Consider the following 26,589-nt stretch of genomic DNA (forward strand, 5'->3'; position numbering starts at 1 on the left):
GCAAAAAATAAGATCAGAAAGTAAACATATATAACAGTTTCGGCCGCCCTGCGGGCGGCCGAAACTGTTATATTCAGACTCTACTATTTAGATATTCCCATTTCATATAAAGCGAAGGAAATAAGGTCTGCATTTTCACTGATTACCTGTTCAGTTGACCTTCCGGCTCCGTGGCCTGCATTTTTCTCAATTCTCAATAAAACCGGGTTTTTACAGCTTTGCTTTTCCTGAAGTTCTGCACCGAACTTAAAAGAATGTGCAGGGACCACCCTGTCATCATGATCACTTGTAATAATCATTGTGGAGGGGTAACATGTTCCTTTTTTCACATTATGTACGGGGGAGTAAGATTTAAGATATTCGAACATTTCTTTATTGTCTTCTGCTGTTCCGTAATCATACGACCAACCTGCACCTGCTGTAAATTTATTATATCTCAGCATATCCAGAACTCCTACACCAGGGAAGGCTACCTTTGCAAGATCAGGACGCATAGTCATGGTTGCACCTACAAGCAATCCGCCATTCGATCTTCCAGATAATGCCATATATTCTTTTGAAGTATAGCCTTTGCTCTGCAGATATTCTCCTGCAGCAATAAAGTCTTCGAAAACGTTTTTCTTTTGCATTTTTGTTCCTGCATCGTGCCATTTTTTACCATATTCACCACCGCCGCGGATATTTGGCACTGCATAAATTCCTCCGTTTTCCATCCAAATTGCATTAACTACGGAGAATGAAGGCTGAAGACTGATGTTGAACCCACCATAAGAATACAGGATTGTGGGGTTTTTGCCATCCAGTTTTGTTCCTTTTTTATAATTAATCATCATTGGAACCTTTGTACCATCTTTTGAGGTGTAAAATACCTGTTCAGAAATATAATCGTCCGGATTAAATTTCACTTTCGGCTTCTGATAAACTTCCGATTTTCCTGAATCTGCATTGAATTTATAAGTGGTCCCCGGTGTAATATAGTTGCTGAAAGAGTAATAAAGCTCTTTTTCTTCTTCTTTACCTCCAAAACCGCCTACATTCCCTTTTCCCGGAAGGGCAATTTCCCGGATAAGTTTTCCTGTTTTATCAAACTGCTTTACCTTGTCGATGGCATCAACCATGTAGGTTGCAAAGAAATATCCGCCTCCGGTAGATATTCCCAGAACATTTTCTGTCTGCGGGATCACATCTTTCCAGGTTTCCGGTGAAGGATTGGCAATGCTGGTTTTTACAAGACGCATGTTAGGAGCATCTTTATCGGTAAAGATAAAAAGATCATCACCGTGAGTATCTACAATACTAACATTGATATCAAATCCTTTATTAATTTGTACAAAATCACCTCCTTTTTTCAAATCTTTAATGTACAATTCATTTCCATTGGTTGCATTGGCAGCAGAAATGATCAGATATCTCTGGTCTTCCGAAACCCCTGCTCCAAGATATCTTCTGGGTGTTTTATCACCTCCGAAAATCAATTTATCTTCAGACTGTTTTGTTCCTAATTTATGGAAATATACTTTATGCTTATCGGTCATTCCGGAAAGTACGGTTCCTTCTTTCGGTTTATCATAGCTGGAATAGTAGAAGCCTTCATCACCCTGCCACGAAATTCCGCTGAATTTTACGTCCAGAAGTGTTTCGTCAAGCTGTTTTTTGGTAACGGCATCGATAATGATGATTTTATTCCAGTCACTTCCGCCTTCAGAAATTGAGTATGCCGCAAGGTTTCCTTTTTTGTTGAACGACAGATTGGAAAGTGACGTTGTTCCTTTTTCTGAAAATTTATTCGGATCTAAAAATATTTCCGTTGCCTTGGTCTTATTGTTTGTTCTGTATAAAATAGACTGCGCCTGAAGACCATCATTTTTATAATAGTAAGTATAGTCTCCTTCTTTGAATGGCGCTGAGATTTTCTCGTAATTCCATATTTCTGTAAGCTGATCTTTAATTTTATTTCTGAATGGAATTTTTGAAAGATAATTCTGGCTGTAGGCTACCTCATCATCTACCCATTTCTTTGTGGCATCAGAATCGTTTTCAAGGTCTCTGAATGGGTCTGCAACGGCATTACCGAAATAAGTGTCCGTCTGACTTCCTTTTACTGCTTTAGGATAATTCATTTTTTGAGAATAAAAAGTTGCTGAAAACAAAACTCCAGCGGTTAATAAGATAGGCTTAAAATTCATAATCAAGGGTTTTATCAAAAATACATAAAGTATGTGAAATAAAAAAAGTCCTGAAACCAGAGCTTTCTCTTAAAGAGTATTATATTTTAAAGGGATACTTATTTAGTTCCGAAACTTTCAAAATAAAAATCTGTTAATCCTGAAACAATTTCATCGGGGCTTCCATTCCAATAGTATATTTTTCCGCCTTCACTAAGCTGATATAAACTGAATTTCTGCTCTGTTGATACTATTTTATCTGCATTTTTAAAATCCTGTACACTTTGAAAAAGATATTTCTTAAGGTCTTCAGGCTTAACCGTTTTAACATCTCCCGATGGAATATCGGCAAATTTTGCAGGCACCCTGAAGCTTACGGAATAAGTAACCTCAGCAATTTTTTGGTCTTCCACATATTCATTCCGGATAATTTTTACATCTTTAACAGAAAGTTTTCCGTTTTTAAAATTCTCTATCATAGCTGTAAAGTATGCTTCAGCTTCTTTTCTGCAGGCATCTGCTGTAGCCTGGGAAAAAACAGATAAAAAGTTATCCGTACTTTCTTTCATCATATCCTGAGCAACTGTTTTAAAATCTACCTGGTAAGCATTTTCTCCTTCTACGGTAGGTTTTAAATAATCATTAAGCCTGGAAAGCGCAGCATCGTCATTTTTAACAAAGGTTCCGAAGTACATTTCAAAAACTTCTGATGGTTTCTTCACTTCTGTCTGGGCAAAAAGATTTTGACTCAGTATGGACAGCATCAGAAATATAATGATTTTAAAATTTTTCATATTCAGTTTGTTTCTTAATTCGGTTCAAATTCAATAAGCTCAAAGCCAAAAAAAGCTCTTGAGATTCAAGAGCTTAATTTATAATTTATTTCTTAATAATTTTCTTCTTCTCCCTTCATCTTTTCTGCATTTTCCGCCATGATAACTGCGTCTATCATTTCAGAAATATCCCCATTCATATAGGCATCCAGATTATACATGGATTTATTAATTCTATGGTCTGTTACCCTTCCCTGAGGATAGTTGTAAGTTTTGATCTTGGCGGAACGGTCTCCTGTGGAAACCATTGTTTTTCTCTGAGCAGCAATATCTCCCTGAACTTCCTGAAGTTTAATATCATATAATTTTGCACGAAGCATTTCCATAGCCAGCTCACGGTTAGCCAGCTGAGAACGTGCCTGCTGACATACTACCACCAAACCTGAAGGCTTGTGAGTAAGCTGCACTTTGGTTTCTACCTTGTTAACGTTCTGTCCCCCGGCACCTCCTGAACGGGATGTCTGCATCTCGATATCTGCAGGATTAATCTCCACATCCACTTCTTCAGCTTCCGGAAGTACTGCAATAGTAATGGCAGAGGTATGAACCCTTCCCTGAGATTCTGTTTCAGGAACACGCTGTACACGGTGAACTCCGGATTCAAATTTCATAATCCCGTATACACCTTCACCTTCCACCTTCATGATGAGTTCTTTATAGCCTTTTGCAGCTTCATTGGAATCTGTTACCTCATGTCTCCAGCCTTTTGTTTTGAAGTACATGGTATACATTCTGTAGATGTCTTCTACAAAAATAGCCGCTTCATCGCCTCCTGTTCCTGCACGTAATTCTACAATGATATTTTTGTCGTCCGCAGGATCTTTAGGAATCAGCAGAACTTTTAATTCTTCTTCCAAATCCGGAATTTTAGCCTGGGCTTCCAGCTTTTCTTCTTTGGCCAGATCCACCAGATCCCTGTCCGAACCGTCTGCAATAATTTCATCAGATTCTTCGATGGTATCCAAAGCACCTTTGTACAGATCGTAAACTCTTACAATCTTTCCCAAATCACTGTATTCTTTATTTAAAGAAGAATATTTTTTTTGATCTGAAATAACGTCAGGCTGTATAATAAGATCAGCAACCTCATTATATCTTTGTTTTATAGCTTCCAGTTTTGGAATTAAACTCTTAGACATAGCAAAAATTTAGTTTGCAAAGATACGGATTGATTTACAGATGTGCTAATTTCAGAGAAAAGACTTCATATAAACACCTTCTTTGAAGTGGAGATGAATAATTTTCACCAGGCATATTTTAATATGCACCAAATACAATTATGAATTTTCTTTCTATTTTTATTGATTTACTATAATCGTCATAATAATATAGCCATATTACCGCAACTAAAATTTCAATCTCAATTTATAATTGAGCATCATTCAAAATAAAAACAAAATATAAAATTTAAATTTTTTTTAATAAATAGTTAAAATAAATTAATAAAAATTAGTTAAAATAATTAAAAATACATTTTTTCGTGCTTTTTTTTGAAAAATTAGCAATTTTAAAAAAATAATTTTTATACATTTGCAATGTTTCAACTTCCTGAAGTTAAAGCGAACACAAAAAACACACAAACAAATGACGAGTAAAAAATTATTCATGGCCATAACGGCTATGCTTTTCAGTACGCATTATTTCGCACAGATAGGAATAAACACCTCCTCCCCTAAACAGGCTTTGCAGATATCCGGATCCGGGACAGGTATACTACAGCCTGTGATACGAATTGAAGGATTAAACAGTACAAATAATCCCGCACATGAAAACTCATCTTCTGTAAAAAGAGTATATGCGGATTCAAACGGAACCCTGGTCATTGCCAATAACAGTCAGACTAATCTAGCCTATAAAATCACTTTACCGGATACTGTAATTTCCGGAGGTACCGACCGTGCTGTAGCAAGCCAGACATTTACGTTGGAATATCCGTCAATTGTACATGTAGAAGCAAAAGTGGGAATGACTGCATCAGATGAGCTTTCAAGACTCACGACTACAGGGCAGACCTTAAGAAACGGACAGGCAAGATTATTCGGGACTTACTACAAGTTCACGTCTGCTCCTTCAGGTGTTCTTACCAACACTGCATTCGGGCAGGTAATAATCCCCTTTAATACAACTGATGACGGTGAATCTCAGGCGGCAGGTATCTTTTATCTTGAACCTAGAAAAGATATGTATCTCCCTAAAGGCACCTATACGCTAGCTTTATATGGTTACTCTCAATCCAGCATTCTGGATTTCGAAGTCAACAAACCAGACAGCGTTAATAATCTCTCCCAGCCTTCACAGCAAATGATCATCAGTATTACCCCTACAAGCTATTAGAAAAACCAAACTATGAAAAATATAATTATTTTGAGCTGCTTTATTTTGAGCACCACTCATGTTATAGCCCAGATAGGAATATCAACCCAGCTTCCACAAAAAGCACTGCATATTTCAGGAACTGTTTCTACCAAGCCTGTTTCCGGGACTTCAGTGAATATTGTAAGCCCAACGGTAAGGATAAACGGACTGAATAATACAAATCAATCGAAGACGGAACATCTTCACTCTGTTTCTGTAACGGATAACGGAGATCTTGTGTTATCTCAAACTATCACACCGATAGTAATGATTGATCCCATCAATACGTCAAACATTGAAAAAGACTACATTCCTTCTGCTGGTGTTATCAATCAAACAGCAGCAACCACAACTACAAATGCTGTTATCCGTTCCTTTGATTTCACTTTAACATCACCAAGTATTGTTAAGTTTAACACCTCTACGAGCTTTAAATTTGGAAAAGCATCTGACGGAACTCCTATTACAGATGGCTCCAACAGAACATGGGGAACAAAATTCAGTTTTTCAAAAGTGCCTTCAGGAAGTCCTATTTCTTTAAATACCTATTTTGGAGAATCTGTCAAATCCTATAATAATGTTGTAAACAGTACCGAAGTAACTAACGGAATACTTTATACTATATCCGATGATACTTTATATCTCATTCCAGGAGATTACACTTTAGCCGTTACGCTTTCCGCAGCAACCAATTCTGCCCAAACTCCATTAAGAATAACTTATGGAGGAGGATCTGATACAATAAGTATTATAGCATATCCTGCACAGTAATTCAATTTATAATTTAATTATTTCAACCGTGAAAAACAATCTTAAAATAATATCTGCCGGCGTTTTATTAACCATAAGCCAACATATTTTTGCCCAGCAAAATGTCGGGATTATGATAACCCAGCCTCAGGAAAAACTTCATGTGGGAGGAACTTCCAGCATCATCGATGACAATATTGGAAGTACGGGCACAGCTTTAATTTCTCCTACCGTAAGAATAGACGGACTTAATATAACGAATAATGCCAGTGCTTTTACCGGAGCTGATACTACGGTTCCTCTTTATGTAGACAGCAATGGAGATACTTCCGTGAAAAAAGGCCTGGAAACATTTGGAACATATACACTTCCCGGAGCTGATGCCATTGCAGCCAATGCCACATTAAATGTTGCCGGTAACGGAACATATGCTTCAACCCCAAATTTGCTTTCTACATCTTTTACCCTTAAGCAAAGATCAGTAGTTTACATTTCCTCTAATCTTTCTGCGAATGTACAAAATTCATCAGGAGGAACATTATCAGACGGAAAGGCAAGAATAATTGCAGCTGCTCTTGCTTTTACGAGTGCACCTGCATCAAGCGGAATTGACACCAGTGCCAGCTATGTGGTTGATGAGTTTGTTTTTTCCAACAGATCTTCAAACTCAGTAAACAGTTCTTTCAAATTAAACCCAAGCTGTGAGCTGGTACTTCCTGCCGGAACTTATACCATCGCTTTATCAGGAAGAGGTGCGGCATCCGGATATGCATCTGATGCTTTCCGTATCGTTTTCGGAAGCGGATCAGGAGACAAGCTTAATGTATTGGCAAGACCTTTATAATTTTTTTAACCCTATAAATTTTTATTATGAACAATTTAAATGAAAAATTAGCAAAATTTTCAATCGAAAAACTTGAAGAGCGTAAAGAATTTACATTCTACTGCAATCCAGCTCCGTGTGAGCCAAAACCATGTAATCCAAAACCAACATGTGGCGGAACAACTCCAACTGATCCAGGAACAACTAACCCGGGAACATTCAGATAATTGGTTTTGACTTTAAGTTAATTACAAAGTACCTGATTACAGTCAGGTACTTTTGAATTTAAATAAACAGCTATGGCAGATACGCAACCTCAGCTATATTTCTTTAGAAATCAAGCTTATTTTTTAAAGGAAAATTTCATTATTAATGATGAAGAGCTTCTTCAAAAGTTTACCACTTCAATAGAGCATCTTTGTTATTTTACTCTTGAAATGGATAAAATTATAGACGGAGATTATAAAGTTAACAGCATTGAGGTTAAGAATTATGACTTTTATTCAGCTGTAAAAAGCCATCAGGAATCGGTAAGAATCATGACGGAAATTTTCCCAAAAGATCATGGATTCTGGGATCATCTTGATGAAAATAATCTTCAATATTACACTACTCTTTCGAGAGAAAAGCATAATACCCTTATTAAACCGATTCTTACCCTGAAAGAATTTGAGGAATATGCCGTTGCAAAACACGCTCTTGCTTTCATTCCCATTATTGGTCTGAATTATATTTTTTCGTCACGAGGTAACACTGAGAAACTGAAGGAAGTTTACACTTTTATTTTCAAAGGAATACAAATGAATGATGATATAGAAGATTTATCTGCAGATATTCAAAACGACCAATGGACTTATGTGAGGTCACGTGTAGAAGAGTTTATAAAAGAAAACAATCTTGATAACGAATCCGGTCTCGACAAATTTGAAGAAAGGGTATTTTATGTTTCAGGAATTGCCGAAGAGCTTATAGCCTACAGCAAAGAACAGTTTATCAATGCAAGAAATATAGCCTTAGAAAATGATTATAAGGAGATCGTGCGATGGCTTGATGAAACTATTTCTGACCTTAGTAACAATGAAGAGCTTGTTTCAGATCTTGTAAATAATTAATTATGTCTTTGATCCGAACAGATTATTTTTTATCGCCATATCAAACCGGGAAATGGGTGCTGGAAGTTTCCGGGACACATTTTATCATCAATGATGATACAAAAAAATTAATCGACATTCTTTCTACATCACAAAATTATAAAGAAGCTGCCACACACTTTAATTCTGATTTTGAAAGCAATGACTTCAGCGAAATAGAGTTCGCGGGTTTTACCGAAAAAGTTTTCGAAGAAATTCCTATTTTCAATCATTCTGTTACGGAAACAAAAGAGCCGAAAAGCTTTATTAAATTTCAAAAGGAACTCCTAAAACCTTCTGTTGCCGGAAAAACAGCTTCATTTATCACTTTCCTGTTCAATAAAAAACTGTTCTGGATTACCTTTTCACTGCTTGTTGTACTGCAGGTTATCATAATGATAAACACCCCATTATCATCTTTTACAAACATTTCACCTGTCTGGGTTGTTGTGATCTATACCTCAACCATGTTCCTACATGAGCTGGGCCATATTGCCGCCTGCAGGAAGTTTACCGGAAAGAACGGGGAAATAGGCTTCGGGATTTATTTTATATTTCCGGTTTTATATTCAAATATTTCCTCTGTATGGCATGCCGATAAGCAAGAAAGAGTGATTACCAATCTGGCAGGAATTTATATGCAGCTATTATGTATGCTGATTTTATACGGTATTTATTTACTCACCCATGATGCATCTTCGCTTTATCTGGCCTATTTTATTGCCTGCTATTGCCTTTTACAGGTTTTTCCTTTCATAAGATCTGATGGGTATTGGTTGCTATCCGATCTTACTTCTACGTCCAATCTTCTTCAAAAGTCCGAATCCGAGGTTAAACGTTTTATTACAAAACCCTTTAGCTGGCTAAAAGAAAAGAGGGAGAAAAAAGGGTTTCTTTTGGGCTATGGCTTTTTCAATTATGCCATTCTGATCTACTTCATTACTACCCAACTTATTTTTAACTGGGAAAAAATTTTATATTTTCCTGTGTATATCATAAACACTATTAAGCAGATTTTTACCTTCCAGTTTGATAAAATAACTTTTGATAGCGGATTGATTACTGTTATTATATTCTATATTCTTGTGTTTAATTATGCAAACAACTTTATAAAAAACATTTCTGCATCACCGGATAAAAAAAGAGGCCACTAAAAGCAGCCTCTGTTACTATTTAAATTCAAATTCAATTTATTTGATAATCATTTTCTGAATTGCCATTCCGTTTTCAGCTTTAAGGTGAACCAGATAGGTTCCAGCCGGGTAATTCGCCTTCAGTTCATAGGTTCCGTTCTCTGCATTTAGTTTAAACGAATCCATTTTTTTACCGCTCATATCAAAAATAAAGATCTCTCCGTTTTTAGCTTTGCTATAAACCAATTTTGCCAGACCGTTCTTCACAGGGTTATCTGCAATCTGAAGTGACAGTTTATTAGCCGCATTCACATCCATTGTAGATAATGCTCCGGCATAGTTTCCGAAAATTCTGAATTCTCCCGGCTGTAAAGTAATAGGAGCCGTTGTAGAAGCAATATTCGAAACAGAGTTATCCATCAGATTCTGCCATTGGCCTGTATAAGGGAAGTAAGGAACCACATTCTGGGATGAAGTAGTATAGTTAGCCAGAACCACTACGTTTTTCACTCCTGCTACTGAATTATCATATACATAAATTCTTGTGATTAACCCATCAGGATCATTGGTCAGATTATTAGATTCGATTGAATAGGTCTTCGATTTGAAAACCGGATAAGTATTTCTGATATTGATGATTTTAGCCCAGGTATCATATACTGATTTTCTGTTTGCATTCGTATCATATCCTAGTGTAAAAGCAATAGGTTTTTCATCCGTTCTGCATCCGCTGTTTATGGAACCGTCTGCACATCTGTTGATACTGAATTCATAACCCAATTCACCAAACTGCCAGATCATTTTCGGGCCGGGAATTGTGAAAAATGTCGCTCCGAAAGTTTTCATTCTTTCAAGTGCCGTATTAAGGTTAGTTACATTGTACCCTCCGTTAACCGCTCCGTAAGCAAGGTTTTTAAACATTAATCTTTCTTCATCATGGCTTTCTCCGTAACCTACAGCAGACATATTTGTGAAGCCGTGAAGACTGTGATTCATCCTGTCGTAGTCACTGTTTTCTTTATAACCCATTGTATTCTGGTTGTAAGGATCGGTTTGCTTATTCCAAAGCATTACTCCTTTTCCTTCAGCAATTCTGTAGTTGGCCCATTGCTGTTCTTCTGCGTCTGTCCCCAGGTGTTCGAAGATCATATAAGAATTCGGATCAATTGCCCACTGCTTATCGGCATAGTTTTTCATAATATCCACTCTGTCCTGCTGGTAAGCATTGGTACAGGTTTCATCATTTTCAGAGCAGCTTTGTGTAAATCCTTTGGTAAGGTCCCAACGGAATCCGTCAATATGATATTCAGTAAGCCACTGCTGAAGACTTCTTTCAACGTAATACTGAGTTGAAGGACTTGTATGGTTGAAATCATTAAATACATTATAGGAATGCTTCGGAACCTGGTTAAAATAAGGGTTATTGGCTGCGATATCACCATAACCGTCTCCATCCGGGTCAATATTCCAAAGTCTTGCCAATGGTGAACGGCCTGTTGCATGGTTAAATGCAATGTCCAGAATAACCGCTATTCCATTCTGATGGCACAGATCAACAAATTCTTTGAATTTTTCAGGAGTTCCATATGCTTTATCCAAGGCATAGTGGAAAGAAGTATTGTAGCCCCAGGAAAGGTTTCCTTCAAACTCCATAATAGGAAGGAGCTCAATAGCATTAATATTTAAATTCTTTAAGTATGGTATCTTATTGATTAATGACTGCCAGTTTTTTTCCTGTGTAAAATCTCTCAGAAGTAATTCATACACCATCAGGTTTTCCTTAGCAGGTCTTTGGAAATTGGTTACCTGCCAGTTATAAGGAGTTTGTCCTGTTTTGAACGTAGATACCTCAAAGTTCTGCCCAGCCGGGAATGCCGGTAAATTCGGGTAAGTAGCAGCTGAGATCCACTGGTCATCATAAGAAGACAGGATTTGTGGTGAGAACGGATCAGCCACAATTTTCATATCATTTGTTCTGTACTGGAAAGTATACAGCTGCTGTGGAGTAAGTCCCGTTAGCTCAATCCAGTAAAGATCAGGGTTTGTTGTATCCCTTTTCATTAAATACGTGTCGTTCACGGTCCAGTTATTAAAACTTCCGATAACGTGCACGAAGTTTTTATATGGAGCATACAGGGCAAGTCCTACTTTCGTCTGATCTGTAGGGCTGTAATTAATTCCCTGTCTGATCCATCCTGGAATTGCTTCAGAAACTACATTTCTGGGAACCTGCAGCATGAAAGTGGCATTCTTGGTATTTGAATTGGTGTCTGTTGCAATCAGTTCCATGTTCGCATCCTGAGTCACCGTATAACTGTAATTGTAAGATTGTGAAGGTGTAGAAGTAGAATTTACAACTGCTCCGTTTGCCTTTAACTGAAATGTTGCTGCGACATTGGTTGTTGCAGTTATATTAATTGAGTTTCCTGCCGGAACTGTCGTTAAGCTATTGGCTGCCGGATTGGTCAGGCTTAAATTTAAAATTCCAACATTCACAAAGGTATCCGGAGTTTGGTGAGATCCGGTTTTATCTTTTAATAAAAATCCAAATCTTCCGATTCCTGTTCTTCCATAAAAAGTAGTTGGAGTAAAGGTCATGGAATAAGTATCGGTTCCTGAATTATAAGTAAGTTTATTCAGTTCATTGGAATTATTCCAGCTCCCGTTTGTAGGGCAATCCTGGCTGTTCTGGTAATTGGTATCCAGAGACCACGACCAGATATAAACGGCATTATTCGAAACGCCCCACGCTGTTTCATCAATCTGATCTCCCGGAACTGTTAAAGTAACAGTATTTGTTTCATTGAACGGATTGGGAGTAACTGTATAGTTAATCTGTCCAAAAACAAAAGCTGTAATAAACAGGTAAATAAGGGAATAAAATTTTCTCATTTTATTATTTTTTTATCGAATATAGGATTTATTTTTCTTTAAGCCGTTCATTTTTTTATTGAAAAGATGCCACAAAAAAAGACCCGTGGAAAAAAATCACGAGTCTTTGTAATAAAACCAATTGTAATGAACTATGTTTTAAAATAAATCAATCTGTGTATTTCATAACAAAAGGCTTTCCTGAAAAAGCCTTTGTCAATCAATCAAACGTATCAGGACCTAATTTTTAATAATTTTCTTAGAAAAGCTCTGTCCGTTCTTTAATTTTAATTCTACAATATAAATTCCATTCGGAAGACCGTTCAAATTGATTTGGTTGTTGTTGAACTGCACGTTATTAAGTCTTTGTCCAACCATATTGATAATATTCACGCTTTCAATCAGTGAATCTGCTTTGATGTTAAGAATACCATTGGTAGGATTAGGATATATCCCTGCTGTTTCAGTATTTTTAATGATATCTGATGTTCCCAGTGCGGAAGCCGTTTTAATACATCTCACTGCAGATCCCTGCCCTCTCATAGCTCCGGATGAAGGATTGGCAATGGTAGAACCTATATACAGATACTTCCCTCCTGAGTTTGATGTATCCGAGCTCCAGAAATATCCTCTCTGCCCTGTAAAAGTAAGAGCTCCGGATGAAGAACTTCTGTAACCGGATGCCGGAAGTTTCAGGCGGCTGTTGTAAGCTGTTCCCGGATTGTCCATATTTTCTGCGTTAACAATATCCGTCCATTCAGCCTGGGACGGCATTTTCCAGCCTGATCCTACGGCACGGCACGGATCTGCTCCGGCAGTACCGGAAACATTGGCAGGATTTGAAGCCGTCCATTTATCGGTAGCCGCAAATGTTCCCCACCATGAAGGAGATCCGATGATAAAGGCATTAAGACCGTTTAATCCGTCCGGTGAATTAGGTGATGTTGGAGCAGCCGTAGCTGAATTTCTAAGCTGATGCCCGTCATCCCATCTTCCCCATTGGAAAAGGTCTCCGTATGATGCCTCATCCCCCATTGCAGAAGCAACCTGAGAACTTCCGAGATTTTGCTGAAGCCATATTTTTCCGTCACCTCCTCTTACAGTTGCATAAGTAACCTGCTGTCCGCGGTAAGTAAAGGTAACACAGCCTGTATCTCCCGGATTACTTCCCGGATCTGTATTGGTACAACCCGGCGGAACTCCGTCCAAAGAAATCCTTTTCACTTTGGTAAGACCCTCTGAATAAGCCAGTACCAGATAATTATTTACCCTGTCTATAGCCAGGTCATTGTATCTTGCTTCTCCGGCAGAAATAAAATCTCCACCAAGATTTACCCAATTCTGTACGGCTGCATCAAATTTATAAACTGTATTTCTCAACAGATTATCATTTTCAAAGCGGCTGGCAACAACATAAGGCTGTCCCGAAGAAGTAACCGCTATAGCCACATGCTGTACCTTGCCATTTGAAAAGTTGGCTTCACCAAGCTGTACCCACGCATTTCCTTCAAACTTTTTCACATTTAATTTTTGGCCGTTGTCTGAACTGGAAACATAAGCTACATAAAGATTGTTATTCCCGTCTATAGCAATATCTGATGTGTACTGTTCCGAAGAGGAAGCAGCATCAACAATACTTCCTCCAACCAAATCCCATGTATCTGTAGCCGAAGCAGAGGTACTGTTCTGATACACCCTTACTCCCGCAGATACATTACAGGTATATACTTTCTGATCAGATCCTATAACCATTTCTGCAAACGAGGCTCCGTTGGAAAATCCTGTATTTCCTACCTGTTCCCACGCTCCGTTCACATAACGCTGCACTGTTCCTGAATTTTGCCCTCCAAATGTAAACAGCACATTGGATGGAGATACGGCTGAGGCATGATAATTAGCTGCTGATGCTGTAACATTGGGAAGCGATGACCATGAAGTCCCGTTAAACTGCTGTACCGCAATTCCTGACCCGGGATAACCAATCTGGTTGGTGTAAAAAATATTTCCGGCAGCATCAACTGATAATGAATTAAAGGTTGCTGTTCCTTCTGTAATTCCTGCATTTCCTCCGACATAAGACCATGAAGTTCCGTTAAATTTCTGCACAGAGCCTTTGGCAACGGAAGTATCGTAATAGGAAAGGTAATAATTTCCGGTTTGATCTACTACCAGATTATTATAACTGCTTCCTGATGCTGAAACTCCTGTTACACCTCCTACATCCTCCCATTGCTGGGCATATAGATAACTTCCTGCAATGATTAGCACAGTCAGACCTGCTCTTATTTTACGTATTGCAAAATGTAAATTTTGAAACATATTAAATATTATTTTTAATTATTCTAAATTTAATTTAATTTTGCGCAAAATTACCTTACATTCTTAACGCCGAGTTATCATTACCAAACTTTCTGTTATCCTGTGTAAAGGTTTTATTTCAAATTGTACCATCCTGTAAAACGATTTCATATGAAGAATCTATCCAAGAACGGATTACTGTTCAGCTCCGAAAACATCAAGATTGTGATGCAGGAAGATCAACAGCCTGAAAAATTTTCAAGGTTGCATATGATTGAAAGTAAGGCCAGTTTCAGCCTCCTTTTTCTGCTGAGTCCCAATATCCGGCTGGAAGCTAATGACTGTGATACAAAATTCCTGTTCAGAAAAAACCAGTATATTCTTCACTATTCTTCCCGGGAAAGCACAACGGAACTCTGGACAGAAAACCAGGAAACAATAAAATATTTCCAGATACAGATTAATTACCAATATATCTTTAATCTGATTGACCCGGAATCCAGTAAGGAAAATGCTGAAATTCTTGAAAACATGATCAGGAACAATTATATTTTCCTGCATAAAAGAACACCTCCGTATATGACTGTGGAAATGCATATGATTGTAAAAGAGTTAATCGGCTATTCAAAAAAAGGGATGATGCAGAGATTGTTTGTTGAAGCCAAAATCATTAAGCTTCTCATCCTTATTTTTGAGCAGTTCAATGAAAAAAATAAAATGGAGGAGGAACCGGGAGTTTCTTTTGCCGTTAAAAAGTTCATTGATGAAAACTACCATAAAAATATCAGAGCAGAAGATATCGGAAAATTAACAGGTATCAGCCAGAATAAGATCAGAAAAGAATTTAAGGCTCAATATAGTATGACTGTGACAGATTATATTTCGGAATTGAGAATGCTTAAGGCAAAGAAAATGATTATTGATAAGGATATTATGATCAAAGAAATTGCTATAGAATGCGGCTATGAATATGTGCAGAATTTCACCCGCGCATTCAAGAAGAAATTTGGAGTTTCCCCTGAGAAACTGAGAAACGGATAAAAATAAAAAAACCGCCTAAAAAATTAAGCGGTTTATATATGTTGTTTTGCTTTGATATTACTTTTTCAGAATTCATGTGAAAAAGCAATGACAATCAATTAATGATGATGTCCGTGATCGTGGATGAAAGGTCCGTTCCCTTTAGGATTACTGAAGATTACTTCTACACCTTCCTGCTCATTAAGCTCTTTTCTTCTGATATCTTCAGGATCGAAAGGCTTTACTTTTCCAAAATATTCTTTCAGGCCTTCAGTTAACCACATTGGGATTACCAAACCGAAGAACATGAAGATACACCAGAACCCAACCAGGAACATAGTAATAAAGAATATGGTCCAAAGGAACTGGTAGAACGGCCAAAATGCTGATAAAATCGTTATCATTCTCTTAAAGATTTTAGGCAAAAATAGGACTTTTTTGTGGTGTATACAAAAGATACAAGCCCTATTTTATAATTTATTTTGATTTTAAACTAATTAATGAGCAAGATCAGCAAAGAAATCGTTGCCTTTATCGTCGGTAATAATAAACGCAGGGAAATCTTTTACCTCGATTTTTCTTACTGCTTCCATTCCTAATTCCGGGAAATCCACAACGTCTACGGAAACGATATTGTCTTTGGCAAGAATAGCAGCCGGTCCTCCGATAGATCCAAGATAAAAGCCTCCGTATTTACCGCACGCATTGGTTACGTCCTTACTTCTGTTTCCTTTGGCAAGCATGATCATACTTCCCCCGTGGCTCTGGAATTCATCCACATACACATCCATTCTTCCGGCAGTTGTCGGTCCGAAACTTCCCGAGGCCATTCCTTCCGGAGTTTTCGCTGGTCCTGCATAATAGATAGGATGATTTTTGAAATATTCAGGCATTGGTTTTCCACTGTCGATGATCTCTTTGATCTTTGCATGGGCAATATCTCTGGCAACAATCAAGGTTCCGTTTAATTTCAACCTTGTTTTGATAGGATATTTTGATAGTTCTGCCAAAATTTCGGGCATCGGCTTATTCAGATCAATTGCAACAGCTTCTTCGAGATGCGGAGGTGTATCCGGTAAAAATCTTTTTGGATCCTGTTCAAGCTGCTCAAGGAAAATCCCCTCTTTGGTAATCTTTCCTTTGATATTCCTGTCTGCAGAGCATGAAACTCCCATTCCAACCGGGCAGGAAGCAGCGTGACGCGGAAGTCTGATTACTCTTACGTCATGGGTAAGGTATTTTCCTCCGAACTGTGCCCCGATTGCACTTTCCTGGCAGATTTTCTGAACTTTGGCTTCCCATTCAAGGTCTCTGAAGGCCTGTCCTGCCTCACTTCCTTCTGTCGGAAGATGGTCATAATATTTTGCTGATGCTTTTTTCACGGCAGCAAGATTCGCTTCAGCAGAAGTTCCCCCGATTACAAGTGCAAGGTGATATGGCGGGCATGCAGCCGTTCCAAGATCGGATATTCTTTCTTTAACGAATTCTTCAAGAGACTTTTCATTTAATAATGATTTGGTCTTCTGATATAAGAATGTTTTGTTAGCGGAACCTCCTCCTTTCGTTAAAAATAAAAATTCATAATAATCTCCTTTTTTGGCATAGATATCAATCTGTGCCGGAAGGTTTGATCCTGAATTTTTTTCATCAAACATGGTTAAAGGCACTACCTGGGAATATCTGAGGTTTCTTTTCTGATAGGTATTGTAAATCCCTTTGCTCAGATACTCGCCGTCATCAACTCCGGTATAAACATTTTCCCCTTTTTTTCCCATAACAATAGCCGTTCCTGTATCCTGACATGAAGGAAGAGCTCCTTCAACAGCAACCGCGGCATTCTGTAACAGGTTATAAGCCACGAATCTGTCATTATCAGTAGCTTCCGGATCATCGATGATTCTTCTGAGACTTTCAAGGTGTGAAGAACGGAGCATGAAAGAAACATCAGCCATAGCTTCTTCAGCAAGAAGTTCAAGCCCTTTCGGATCAACCGTTAAAATTTCCCTGTCTCCTAACATTTCAACCTTTACATAATCTGATGTAAGCTTTTTATACACCGTATCATCTTTCTGGATCGGATACGGATCCTGATATCTAAAATCCATTCTACTTTTTCTTTAATGCAAAAATACGTCATCCTTAAAAAACATGAGTAAAATCAGTCACCCGCATTGATATTTATAATGATTATAAATTGCGGGTTTCTTCGTTTATGATTAACTTTATAAAAATTTCAATCACAATGAATTACAGAATCGAAAAGGATACTATGGGAGATGTTCAGGTGCCCGCAGACAAGTTTTGGGGAGCACAGACTGAACGTTCAAGAAATAATTTTAAGATCGGACCGGAAGGTTCTATGCCGCATGAGATCATTGAAGCTTTTGCTTATTTAAAGAAAGCTGCAGCCTATACCAATACTGATCTTGGAGTTCTTTCGGCAGAAAAAAGAGATATGATTGGTAAAGTGTGTGATGAGATTCTTAACGGAAAGCTAAATGATCAGTTTCCATTAGTGATCTGGCAGACCGGTTCGGGAACCCAGTCGAATATGAATGTTAATGAAGTAATCTCAAACAGGGCACACGTTAATAACGGCGGAACTTTAGGTGACCAATCTGAAATTCATCCGAATGATGATGTGAATAAATCCCAGTCTTCCAATGATACTTATCCCACAGCGATGCATATTGCCGCTTATAAAAAGGTGGTTGAAGTAACAATTCCGGCCGTTGAAAAACTAAAGAATACGCTTGCTGAAAAAGCAGAAGCTTTCAAAGATATCGTAAAAATAGGGAGAACCCACCTTATGGACGCCACTCCACTTACATTGGGACAGGAGTTTTCAGGATATAAAGCCCAGCTTGAATTCGGGTTGAGAGCTTTAAAAAATACATTACCTCATCTTTCTGAACTTGCCTTAGGCGGAACTGCTGTAGGTACAGGTCTTAATACCCCGAACGGTTATGATGTGAAGGTTGCAGAATACATTGCCAAATTTACCCATCATCCATTTATCACGGCTGAGAATAAGTTTGAAGCTTTAGCCGCTCACGATGCGATTGTAGAGTCTCATGGAGCTTTAAAACAATTGGCTGTATCTTTATTTAAGATTGCCCAGGATATCAGGTTACTGGCTTCAGGACCGCGTTCAGGAATTGGTGAAATTCACATTCCGGAAAACGAGCCGGGGTCCTCAATTATGCCGGGAAAGGTAAATCCTACACAAAATGAGGCAATGACTATGGTTTGCGCCCAGGTTCTCGGAAATGATACTACGATTTCTTTTGCAGGAACACAGGGAAATTATGAGCTGAATGTTTTCAAGCCTGTGATGGCTTACAATTTCCTTCAATCTGCCCAGTTGATTGCGGATGCATGTATTTCCTTCAATGATCATTGTGCTGAAGGTATTGAACCTAACCACGAGAGAATTAAAGAGCTTGTAGACAAATCATTAATGCTTGTTACGGCCCTAAATACCCATATCGGCTATGAAAATGCTGCAAAAATTGCAAAAACAGCCCACAAGAACGGAACTACCTTAAAAGAAGAGGCTGTTAACCTGGGACTTTTAACTGCCGAACAGTTTGATGAATGGGTGAAGCCTGAAGATATGGTAGGAAGCCTGAAATAAATTGCTGGAATTACAGACTAAATAGCAGAAAAGCCTCAGAAATTCTGAGGCTTTTATTTTTGGTAATACTTGTCCGGCATTTTTTAACTATCCGGAAAATTCATCCAGCATATTCTTGGTAGGAACAAAGAAAAGTGTTCCGGTAACTGCTGTACTGAAATCTAAAATCCTGTCGTAATTTCCGGGCGGATCACCGATAAACATATTTGTCAGCATTTTCTTCGTTGTGGTGAATGTATTTGAATAAGCAATGAAATAAGTCCCGAATTCATTGGAAGACGGGCTTCCGAAAGGCATATTATCTCTGACAATTTTAAGTTCTTCCCCATTTTCATCTTCAATATTGGCTAAGGCGATATGGGAGTTGGAAGGCTTGACATCATCAGACATTTCAATATCATTTTCTTTTGATCTTCCTATCACTTTTTCCTGTTCTTCTGTGGAAAGCCCTTTCCAGGCATTCATATTGTGAAGGTATTTCTGGACAAATAAATAGCTTCCGCCTTTATAATGAGAATCTTCATCCCCTATTTTTGCAAAATAATCACGATTCTCCCCGTGCGGGTTTTCTGTTCCATCCACAAAACCGAGAATAGAACGTGCATCCCAATATTTAAATCCATGAATTTCAAGAATACTTTCAGCAACTGGGGTCAGAAGCTTTGAAATCTCGATGGCCATATCGAAAATAAGACTCTTGTTATCTGCTCTCAAATGGAAATGAAGATCTCCCGGTGTGGAGACGACGGTATGCTTTATTCCTTTAATTTCCTCAAAATTAGTCAGTTCTTTAGGCAAAGGCGTTGGAAGGTCCAGTTTTTTCCAGGCTTCAAAACCGATTCCCATGACACAGCTTGCCCGGCTGTCCGGAAACCTGTTGAAGACCGAATTATTAAGGTTGAGAACCAAAGCACAAAGCTGTTGAAAAATACTTTTCAGCTGGGGACTTTCATTAAGCTTCCATACCATAAAAATGGTATTGGTGTTAGGATAGTCTGTAACGTTTTGTGATTCTATGCTCATTACTTTTTGATCTGAATTAAACCATTGGAGAAGAAGAAACCTGATCTGCAAAGTACTGTTCAAGATCCCGTAATGTCTCCGGATTGGTCTGGATATCTTTTACAAGCTGCCCTTTGTTAACCACAACTATTCTGTTGCATACTTCCGTAGTATGGGAAAGATCGTGGCTTGAAATCAGGAAAGTAACCCCGTCCTGCTTTGAAAGTTCTTTGATCAGGTTTTTAAGCTTGATCTGGGTAGAAGGATCCAGATTGGCAAAAGGTTCATCAAGGATAATGATATCCGGATTTCCGATAACTGCACCTACAATTCCAACTTTTTTCTGGTTTCCTTTTGACAGGTCACGGACATACTTTCCCGAATTAAGGATCTCGCCATTAAAAAAATCATGGAAAGGCTTTAAAAATTCATCTATGGAAGCTTTATTCTGGCCTCTCAGTTCCCCGATGAAATAGAAATATTCTTCAGGGGTAAGATAACCGATCAGGAAAGTATCATCCACGAAAGCTGACACTTTATTTTTCCAGGCTTCTGATTCATTCACTTTGATATCTTCGATGCTTACAAAACCTGTTGTAGGCTGGATCAGGTCAAGCATAAGACTGAAAAGCGTTGTTTTTCCCGCACCATTATTTCCTACAAGGCCAAATGTTTCCCCGTTTGGAATTTCAAGATGCTCAATATTAAGAACTGTAGCAGTTCCGTATGTTTTGGATAAGTTATTGATAGTAATCATAGGTTAACCTTTGTTTTTAAATGCGTCCAGCGTACTGTACTTTTCTCTTTTATATTGTTTGACGATGATATTGAATATTTTTTCCCTGAACAGGAACCCTGCAAGTCCTAAAACTGCAATACTTACAACTCCGGCCGTAATTCCAAAGAAGTATTTCGTAAGGGCAAAAACACCCATCGGAAGTAACATTTTCGGAATCAGAAGAAGCATGGATTTAAGATTAAAACTGTTTTTCTGTCCTATTCTTTTTTCTTTTGAATTCAGATCAATCTGGTTTTTGTTAAATGCTCCCGACCAAAGTGTAAGTTGTGAGTTCACCCCGATATTATATAATCCCGCTGCAAAAAACGTTATATAAACTTCCCAGCCGAAATAAGCGTAAAATAGTGCTATAATAATTGAAGCCGCCGTCACGATATTAATCAGCCACCATTTTGCTTTGAGATATTCTTTGTAAGGTACATTCAGTGTCATCATCAGGGGGTAATAGGAACTGTCGAAAGCAGGAACCCTCTGCCCGAAAAGAAACTGGAAACCTCCTGTTACAAAGAGTCCCATAAACATCATCATCGCAGGTCTTTTATATGTTGTAGAGGTATACATCAGCAATCCATAGAAAAGAAATAAGAAACTTCCGATCAGGATTCCTTTTGCTACTTTATTGCGCCTCAGCATTTTAATATCATTATTGATAAATGTTCCTATTACTCCGTATTTATTCAGGAAAGCAATATTTTCTGTTTTTCCGAACTGTTTTTTAGCTTCCAATCCCTGATCGAGGTAAAATTCCTTACGTACATGCTTGAAACAGATTATCCAAAGCACAGAAAACAGGATAACCGGAACTGCAATGAAGTAAGGACTGTGATAAAACCCGTCTATAAATTGCTCTGAGTAAGACAGTACCGGTACAATATTATAATACCCAAGCCCGGCAACCGCAGCCAATATACAACCTATGACAATAACAATAGTTTCTTTGTCATTAAACAGGATATTGATAAAATTATTAAGATAAAACAGCAGAGAAATTCCTATAAACCAGGCAAGAATACCTATAACGCTGTACCCGTTGAATAATGCAATGACTGAAAATGTAATAAAGAACAGCGAATTCAGCCAGCTTAATGCGGAAAGAAAGGTTTTCACCAGCATATAATTCACCAGTGTATTCTTCGGAATATTCTGAGTAAGAAACGGTTTGATATTCTGGGTGGGCATTTCCTGCCAGATGTATTTCAGGATAAGATCTGCCGCCCAGACGATAACCAGGAATTTTGAAACTACTTTCACAGGATCCTGATGCATCTCGTCGCGTACATAGAAGAACGCGGCAAAAGCACCTCCTGCCAAACATGCCATAAAATAGAGGATTGCTATAAAACGAAGGATCTTCATGGCAAGATTCACGCCTAAAGAAGTGCCTCTGAAAAAGCTTTTGAATTCAAGCTTCAGGAACTTTAGAAACATATTTTAGTTTTTATATTAGTAAATATAATGTAAAATATGTTACAGTTTTTTAGCCTATTAATTCTTTCGCCTGTGCCAGTGCTGCTTCGGTGATTTTACTTCCTGAGAGAAGCTGGGCAATTTCATTCAGTTTTTCTTCGGTATTCAGAGGAATAATGGTAGACTGCGTTTTCCCGGAAATATCGCGTTTTACAACTTTGTAATTATCATTTCCTTTCGCGGCAACCTGTGCCAGGTGGGAAATAACAATAAGCTGCATATCCGTAGCCATTTCTCTCATCAGGTTTCCGATCTCTTCTGCTACTTTTCCTGAAACTCCGGTATCAATCTCATCCAGAATAAGGGTTGGAAGCTCATCACTTTCGGCAATGATCTTTTTCACGGCAAGCATTACCCTGGATCTTTCACCACCGGAAATAGCTGTCTGGATAGGCTTTAAAGGGAAACCGGAATTGGCCTGGAAAAGCAGCTGGATATTTTCTTTCCCGAATGCGTTAAACTCCTGTGTATCCTGAAGTTCAATATCCACTCTGGCTTTTTCGAGGCCGAGCTTTTTAAGAAGTCCTTCCGCTTTTTTTACAAAGAGAGGAACTGATTTCTTCCTGTTCTTGGAAAGTTTTTCCGCAAGAGACTGAAGTATTTTTTCTTTTTTAGAGATAGTATCCTGAATTTCTGCAATATGATCTTCAAGTTCAGAGGCTCCTTTCTGCTCTCCTGCAAGCTGGTCTCTGAGCTCTTTCAGTTCATTGATGTCCGAAACGTTATGCTTCAGAAACAGGGAATTGATTTTATTATTAAGATCAACAAGAATGGCAAGGCTTGCGGGGTTGATCTCTATTTTCCCGGCTTCGTTTTCAAGCTCGGAAATAATGTCTTTTATTTCTACAAAAGAGGTTTCCAGCCTTTCATCAAGTTCGGAAAAGCTGTTTGAAACTTCTGATATTTTTGACAGTTTATTTTTAGCTTCATTAAAAAAGGACAGAATCCCAACTTCTTCCTGGTGGAATCTTGAAAGGATCTGCACAAGATTTTCGGAGATCATTTCTGCATTTTCCTGAATGGAAAGCTGGTTCTGCAGATCTTCATAATCTACATCATCCAGTTTCAGCTCTTCCAGTTCGTTCAGCAGAAATTCTTTGTAATCGCTTTCTTTTCTGTTTTCGGAAAGTTGGGTCTGAAGTTTTTTTAGCTGTATTTTTAAGCTCTGGAAATCTGAAAATTCATTCTGATAGTCTTCTATTGCTTTTTTATTTTCGGAAAGTCCGTCAATAATTTTAAACTGGTATTCCGGTGTAAAGAGATTGGACGTTTCAAACTGGGAATGGATATCAATCAGCTGTGAAGACAGCTCTTTAAGAACATCAAGCGTTACAGGTACATCGTTAATAAAAGCCCTGGATTTTCCTGAAGGAAGTATTTCTCGTCTGATGATAGTCTGGTGTTCATAATCCAGATCATTTTCAATGAAGAATTTCTTGAACTGGTTATTCAAAGCAAACTCGGTTTCCACAATGCTTTTTTCTTCTGCACTGGAAATAGATTTTACATCTGCCCTTTCACCCAAGATCAGCCTCAAAGCACCTAAAATAATAGATTTCCCTGCTCCTGTTTCTCCGGTGATCACCTGCAAACCGTTATGTAATGATACTTCCAGGGTATCAATCAGGGCAAAATTTTTAATATAAATTCTCGAAAGCATGGATAATGGCTGATTACTTTAAGTAATGCAAATATAGAATATAGAATTAAGTATTCAATAACTTAAAGTGAAGGATCTTTATTTCCATTTACTCCATTTGCTCTCAGAATTTTTCGGAGAAAGAGTCATCATCAGCTGTTTAAGGTCGTTCATAACAATACCTCCGTTGTTCCCGGAATTGAAAACATTGAAGATTTCGTCACTTTTATTATCCAGAAACAGATTGAAATAATAAGATTGCTGGAATGAGTTTTCATATCTTTTTAACTGCAATAAAGCATCAAAAATTACTTTTTTTGCGGCAGTCTGATCCTGATTGAATAAATTATCCAGTCCCGCTCTGTGATAGGTATACATTGTGGAACGCAACTGGCTCCAGTTCGGGTTGATGATCTCATTGATCAGTATGGTACGGCTTCGGGGCTCATTAATGACATTCCAGCCTTCATAGTTTCTGTTCTGGGAGTTTTGTGCAATCTGCTGGGCTTTTGCAAACCACTGTGTTCCGCCCATAGACTGGAAGCTGTCTGCATCATACCCCAGAATAACGTACACATAAAAGCTTATCACATCAATCAGGTTCTTCCCTGAGAACTGTCTTTCATTGAAAACGAGATTCTCGTTCTCTATATATTCAAAGGCAAATCTCTGATCCTGAAGGTTAATCAGCGGAGATTCGTAACTGGTATTGTACACCGGACGTACAGCCTGTATTACAATGCTTCCTTTGAATCTGTTTCCGTCTCTTTCAGAAATAACGACTGCAAAATTACATTTGACCTTCTCAAAATTCTGAAGTTTTTTCCCTGTCCAGCTGGTATTATTGATAAAGTCCCTGAGACTCTTTTCCAGCGCTTTATAGGCCTGCTGGTTACTTCCCCCCAACTGCTGGGAGTTGATCTGCACGGTAGCAAGCAGTTCCTGGGAAAAACTCAGGTTGTATATAAAAAGCAGCAAGAATAGGCTTATGATTTTTTTCATTATCTAATTAAAAATTGAGAACGGAAATTTATTAAAATTATTCTTAGTACCCTAAAAATATCCGGTATTAATCTAAAGGACTTTTAAATTTATTTTTATCACAATTTTATGAAAAATTGCAAACCAAGTGTAACAATATCAAACTGAAGTATGTCTAATCCTTTAAATACAACTAAAAAATGAAGCCATATTTTCTATTCATCATATTTACTGCCTTTTCATTTTTAGGATATGGCCAAAAATCAAAACAAATAAATTCAATTGATAATTATATTCAAAATGTTATCAAAATGAACGAAATTCCTGGTTTAGCTTTAGGAATAGTAAAAAACAATCAGATAATATTTGAAAAATATTACGGTGTTGAGGATTTGGACAGCCCTAAAAAGGTTGATAAAAATTCAATGTTCAGGATTTATTCCACCACCAAACTGATTTCCAATGTTGCCGTTTTTCAACTTATTGAAAATGGGAAAATATCTTTGGAGGACAGCATCTCAATGTATTTGGAAAATTTGCCAACAGAGTGGCAAAATGTCAAGATAAAAAACCTTTTATCCCATTCTTCAGGAATCCCCGATTTCATTCAATATAATGACATCTCAACTCTTGGAAGTAACCAGAAAATCATTGACCGTTTGGCAAAAGAAAAAATGGAATTTGAAACGGGTAATGAATACCGCTATAATCAAACAAACTATTGGCTATTGGCAATGATTGTCGAAAAGATCACCCAACAATCTTTTGAAGATTTTATTTTGAAAAATCAATTTTCAGATGCTCAGAACCAGGCAATTCTTTCTTCAAATTCTCTGGAAAAAATTCCTAATCGTGTTCAGAAATATAACCGTTATGATGATGCCACAAAAAAATACACAAGAGATTTGACGGATGAAGGCAAAAGATCGGTTGCAGCCAATGGATTGGCTATAACCTTGCCTGCTTTTTTGAAATGGAGTATTCATTTCAGCAAAAATGATTTTCTGAAATCTGAAACAAAAAGAATGATGTGGAAACCATTTGAGTATAAAAACAGGACTGATTTTTTCGGATATGGCTGGGAAATTTCAAGGGTGAATAATATATATTCTTATGGGTTTTCAGGCGGAAATGTAAGTGCTTTTAAAATATTTCCTGATAATGACTTAACCATTATTATCATGTATAATGGTAATAAATCGTTTCCTGTACAATATCAGGCAATCAATCACATTGCCGGGTTAATTGATCCTAAACTGCGGGACCCTTACCTGTTTACCGAAGAAGCAATCACCTCCGGAAACCTGATTCACTCCAACGCAAAAAAAGAAACGTATGGATATAGAATTGAAAATGGTACAATTATTTTTTCCTATCAATTACCTGGTTCTTTAAAAACCAGTGAGATTAACAGTTTTTCGGTTGCGGGCTCATTCAATAACTGGAATCCGGAAAACCAGTCCTATCAAATGGCTGCGAAAAAAGGAAATACTTTTGAACTGGCATTGCCTGAATCACAATTCGAAAAAGGGAAAACATACTTATTTAAATTTGTGATGAACAAAACAGGCTGGCTTCCAACACCCAATAATGTTATTAATACGGACGGGACACCTGATAATAATCTTACATTAAGAATAGACTAAACTCTGCAAGATATTGCCAAAAGTGCGACTGATAGCTAAG

21 protein-coding genes are annotated in these 26,589 nt (G+C 37.8%); 9 read left to right on the plus strand and 12 right to left on the minus strand.

Going from position 1 to position 26,589, the window contains the following annotated elements; genetic code table 11:
* Positions 1 to 83: 83 nt before the first annotated feature.
* The 3 genes from HNP36_RS10645 to prfA form a co-directional block, all read right to left on the minus strand.
* Positions 84 to 2,120 (minus strand): prolyl oligopeptidase family serine peptidase, encoded by a 2,037-nt coding sequence (locus HNP36_RS10645; RefSeq protein ID WP_228456342.1) that lies wholly within the window; start codon positions 2,118 to 2,120, stop codon positions 84 to 86.
* Between the two features lie 164 nt (positions 2,121 to 2,284).
* On the minus strand, positions 2,285 to 2,959 hold the full coding sequence (locus HNP36_RS10650; RefSeq protein ID WP_184162842.1) for a hypothetical protein: 675 nt from the start codon (positions 2,957 to 2,959) through the stop codon (positions 2,285 to 2,287).
* Positions 2,960 to 3,051: 92 nt separating this feature from the next.
* Positions 3,052 to 4,137, minus strand: coding sequence for a peptide chain release factor 1 (gene prfA / locus HNP36_RS10655; RefSeq protein ID WP_184162845.1), 1,086 nt, complete (start codon positions 4,135 to 4,137; stop codon positions 3,052 to 3,054).
* A 445-nt stretch (positions 4,138 to 4,582) separates the two neighbouring features.
* On the opposite strand from prfA, the gene HNP36_RS10660 reads away from it, so the two are divergent.
* From HNP36_RS10660 to HNP36_RS10685, 6 genes are all read left to right on the plus strand, one after another.
* Complete coding sequence (locus HNP36_RS10660) at positions 4,583 to 5,332, plus strand: hypothetical protein (protein ID WP_184162848.1); 750 nt, start codon at positions 4,583 to 4,585, stop codon at positions 5,330 to 5,332.
* Positions 5,333 to 5,344: 12 nt separating this feature from the next.
* A complete protein-coding gene (locus HNP36_RS10665; RefSeq protein ID WP_184162851.1) occupies positions 5,345 to 6,124 on the plus strand; it encodes a hypothetical protein in 780 nt (259 codons plus the stop codon).
* 112 nt (positions 6,125 to 6,236) lie between these two features.
* The gene (locus HNP36_RS10670) at positions 6,237 to 6,947 is read left to right on the plus strand and encodes a hypothetical protein (RefSeq protein WP_184162854.1); all 711 of its coding nucleotides are present in this window, start codon (positions 6,237 to 6,239) and stop codon (positions 6,945 to 6,947) included.
* Positions 6,948 to 6,973: 26 nt separating this feature from the next.
* Positions 6,974 to 7,153, plus strand: a complete 180-nt coding sequence (locus tag HNP36_RS10675) for a hypothetical protein (protein WP_184162857.1) — start codon at positions 6,974 to 6,976, stop codon at positions 7,151 to 7,153.
* A 72-nt stretch (positions 7,154 to 7,225) separates the two neighbouring features.
* Entirely contained in the window at positions 7,226 to 8,038 is an 813-nt protein-coding gene (locus HNP36_RS10680; protein WP_184162860.1) for a hypothetical protein, read from the plus strand.
* Positions 8,039 to 8,040: 2 nt separating this feature from the next.
* The gene (locus tag HNP36_RS10685; RefSeq protein WP_184162863.1) at positions 8,041 to 9,210 is read left to right on the plus strand and encodes a hypothetical protein; all 1,170 of its coding nucleotides are present in this window, start codon (positions 8,041 to 8,043) and stop codon (positions 9,208 to 9,210) included.
* Positions 9,211 to 9,246: 36 nt separating this feature from the next.
* Here the strand turns inward: HNP36_RS10685 and HNP36_RS10690 are convergent, their stop codons facing one another.
* Together HNP36_RS10690 and HNP36_RS10695 are read right to left on the minus strand one after the other, a co-directional pair.
* Positions 9,247 to 12,081, minus strand: a complete 2,835-nt coding sequence (locus HNP36_RS10690) for an alpha-amylase family glycosyl hydrolase (protein WP_184162866.1) — start codon at positions 12,079 to 12,081, stop codon at positions 9,247 to 9,249.
* 219 nt (positions 12,082 to 12,300) lie between these two features.
* Complete coding sequence (locus tag HNP36_RS10695; protein WP_184162869.1) at positions 12,301 to 14,379, minus strand: T9SS type A sorting domain-containing protein; 2,079 nt, start codon at positions 14,377 to 14,379, stop codon at positions 12,301 to 12,303.
* A 150-nt stretch (positions 14,380 to 14,529) separates the two neighbouring features.
* Between HNP36_RS10695 and HNP36_RS10700 the strand changes: the two genes are divergently transcribed.
* Positions 14,530 to 15,399, plus strand: coding sequence for a helix-turn-helix domain-containing protein (locus HNP36_RS10700; protein WP_184162872.1), 870 nt, complete (start codon positions 14,530 to 14,532; stop codon positions 15,397 to 15,399).
* Between the two features lie 98 nt (positions 15,400 to 15,497).
* Here HNP36_RS10700 and HNP36_RS10705 read toward each other — a convergent pair whose 3' ends face one another.
* Positions 15,498 to 15,782, minus strand: a complete 285-nt coding sequence (locus HNP36_RS10705; RefSeq protein WP_184162875.1) for a hypothetical protein — start codon at positions 15,780 to 15,782, stop codon at positions 15,498 to 15,500.
* 93 nt (positions 15,783 to 15,875) lie between these two features.
* Complete coding sequence (locus HNP36_RS10710; protein ID WP_184162878.1) at positions 15,876 to 17,483, minus strand: fumarate hydratase; 1,608 nt, start codon at positions 17,481 to 17,483, stop codon at positions 15,876 to 15,878.
* 137 nt (positions 17,484 to 17,620) lie between these two features.
* Here HNP36_RS10710 and fumC point away from each other — a divergent pair, with 137 nt between their 5' ends.
* On the plus strand, positions 17,621 to 19,015 hold the full coding sequence (gene fumC, locus HNP36_RS10715; protein WP_184162882.1) for a class II fumarate hydratase: 1,395 nt from the start codon (positions 17,621 to 17,623) through the stop codon (positions 19,013 to 19,015).
* Between the two features lie 87 nt (positions 19,016 to 19,102).
* On the opposite strand, the gene HNP36_RS10720 is transcribed toward fumC, so the two are convergent.
* From HNP36_RS10720 to HNP36_RS10740, 5 genes are all read right to left on the minus strand, one after another.
* A complete protein-coding gene (locus tag HNP36_RS10720; protein WP_184162885.1) occupies positions 19,103 to 20,038 on the minus strand; it encodes a Dyp-type peroxidase in 936 nt (311 codons plus the stop codon).
* A gap of 16 nt (positions 20,039 to 20,054) precedes the next feature.
* On the minus strand, positions 20,055 to 20,774 hold the full coding sequence (locus tag HNP36_RS10725) for an ABC transporter ATP-binding protein (protein ID WP_184162888.1): 720 nt from the start codon (positions 20,772 to 20,774) through the stop codon (positions 20,055 to 20,057).
* A 3-nt stretch (positions 20,775 to 20,777) separates the two neighbouring features.
* Positions 20,778 to 22,244, minus strand: coding sequence for a DUF5687 family protein (locus tag HNP36_RS10730; RefSeq protein WP_184162891.1), 1,467 nt, complete (start codon positions 22,242 to 22,244; stop codon positions 20,778 to 20,780).
* Positions 22,245 to 22,293: 49 nt separating this feature from the next.
* Positions 22,294 to 23,943 (minus strand): DNA repair protein RecN, encoded by a 1,650-nt coding sequence (locus HNP36_RS10735; RefSeq protein ID WP_184162894.1) that lies wholly within the window; start codon positions 23,941 to 23,943, stop codon positions 22,294 to 22,296.
* Between the two features lie 78 nt (positions 23,944 to 24,021).
* A complete protein-coding gene (locus HNP36_RS10740) occupies positions 24,022 to 24,924 on the minus strand; it encodes a DUF4835 family protein (protein WP_184162897.1) in 903 nt (300 codons plus the stop codon).
* A gap of 179 nt (positions 24,925 to 25,103) precedes the next feature.
* On the opposite strand from HNP36_RS10740, the gene HNP36_RS10745 reads away from it, so the two are divergent.
* Entirely contained in the window at positions 25,104 to 26,549 is a 1,446-nt protein-coding gene (locus HNP36_RS10745; RefSeq protein ID WP_228456344.1) for a serine hydrolase, read from the plus strand.
* Positions 26,550 to 26,589 lie beyond the last annotated feature (40 nt).

Origin of the sequence: Chryseobacterium shigense (genome assembly GCF_014207845.1) — a bacterium.
Lineage (GTDB): Bacteria > Bacteroidota > Bacteroidia > Flavobacteriales > Weeksellaceae > Chryseobacterium > Chryseobacterium shigense_A.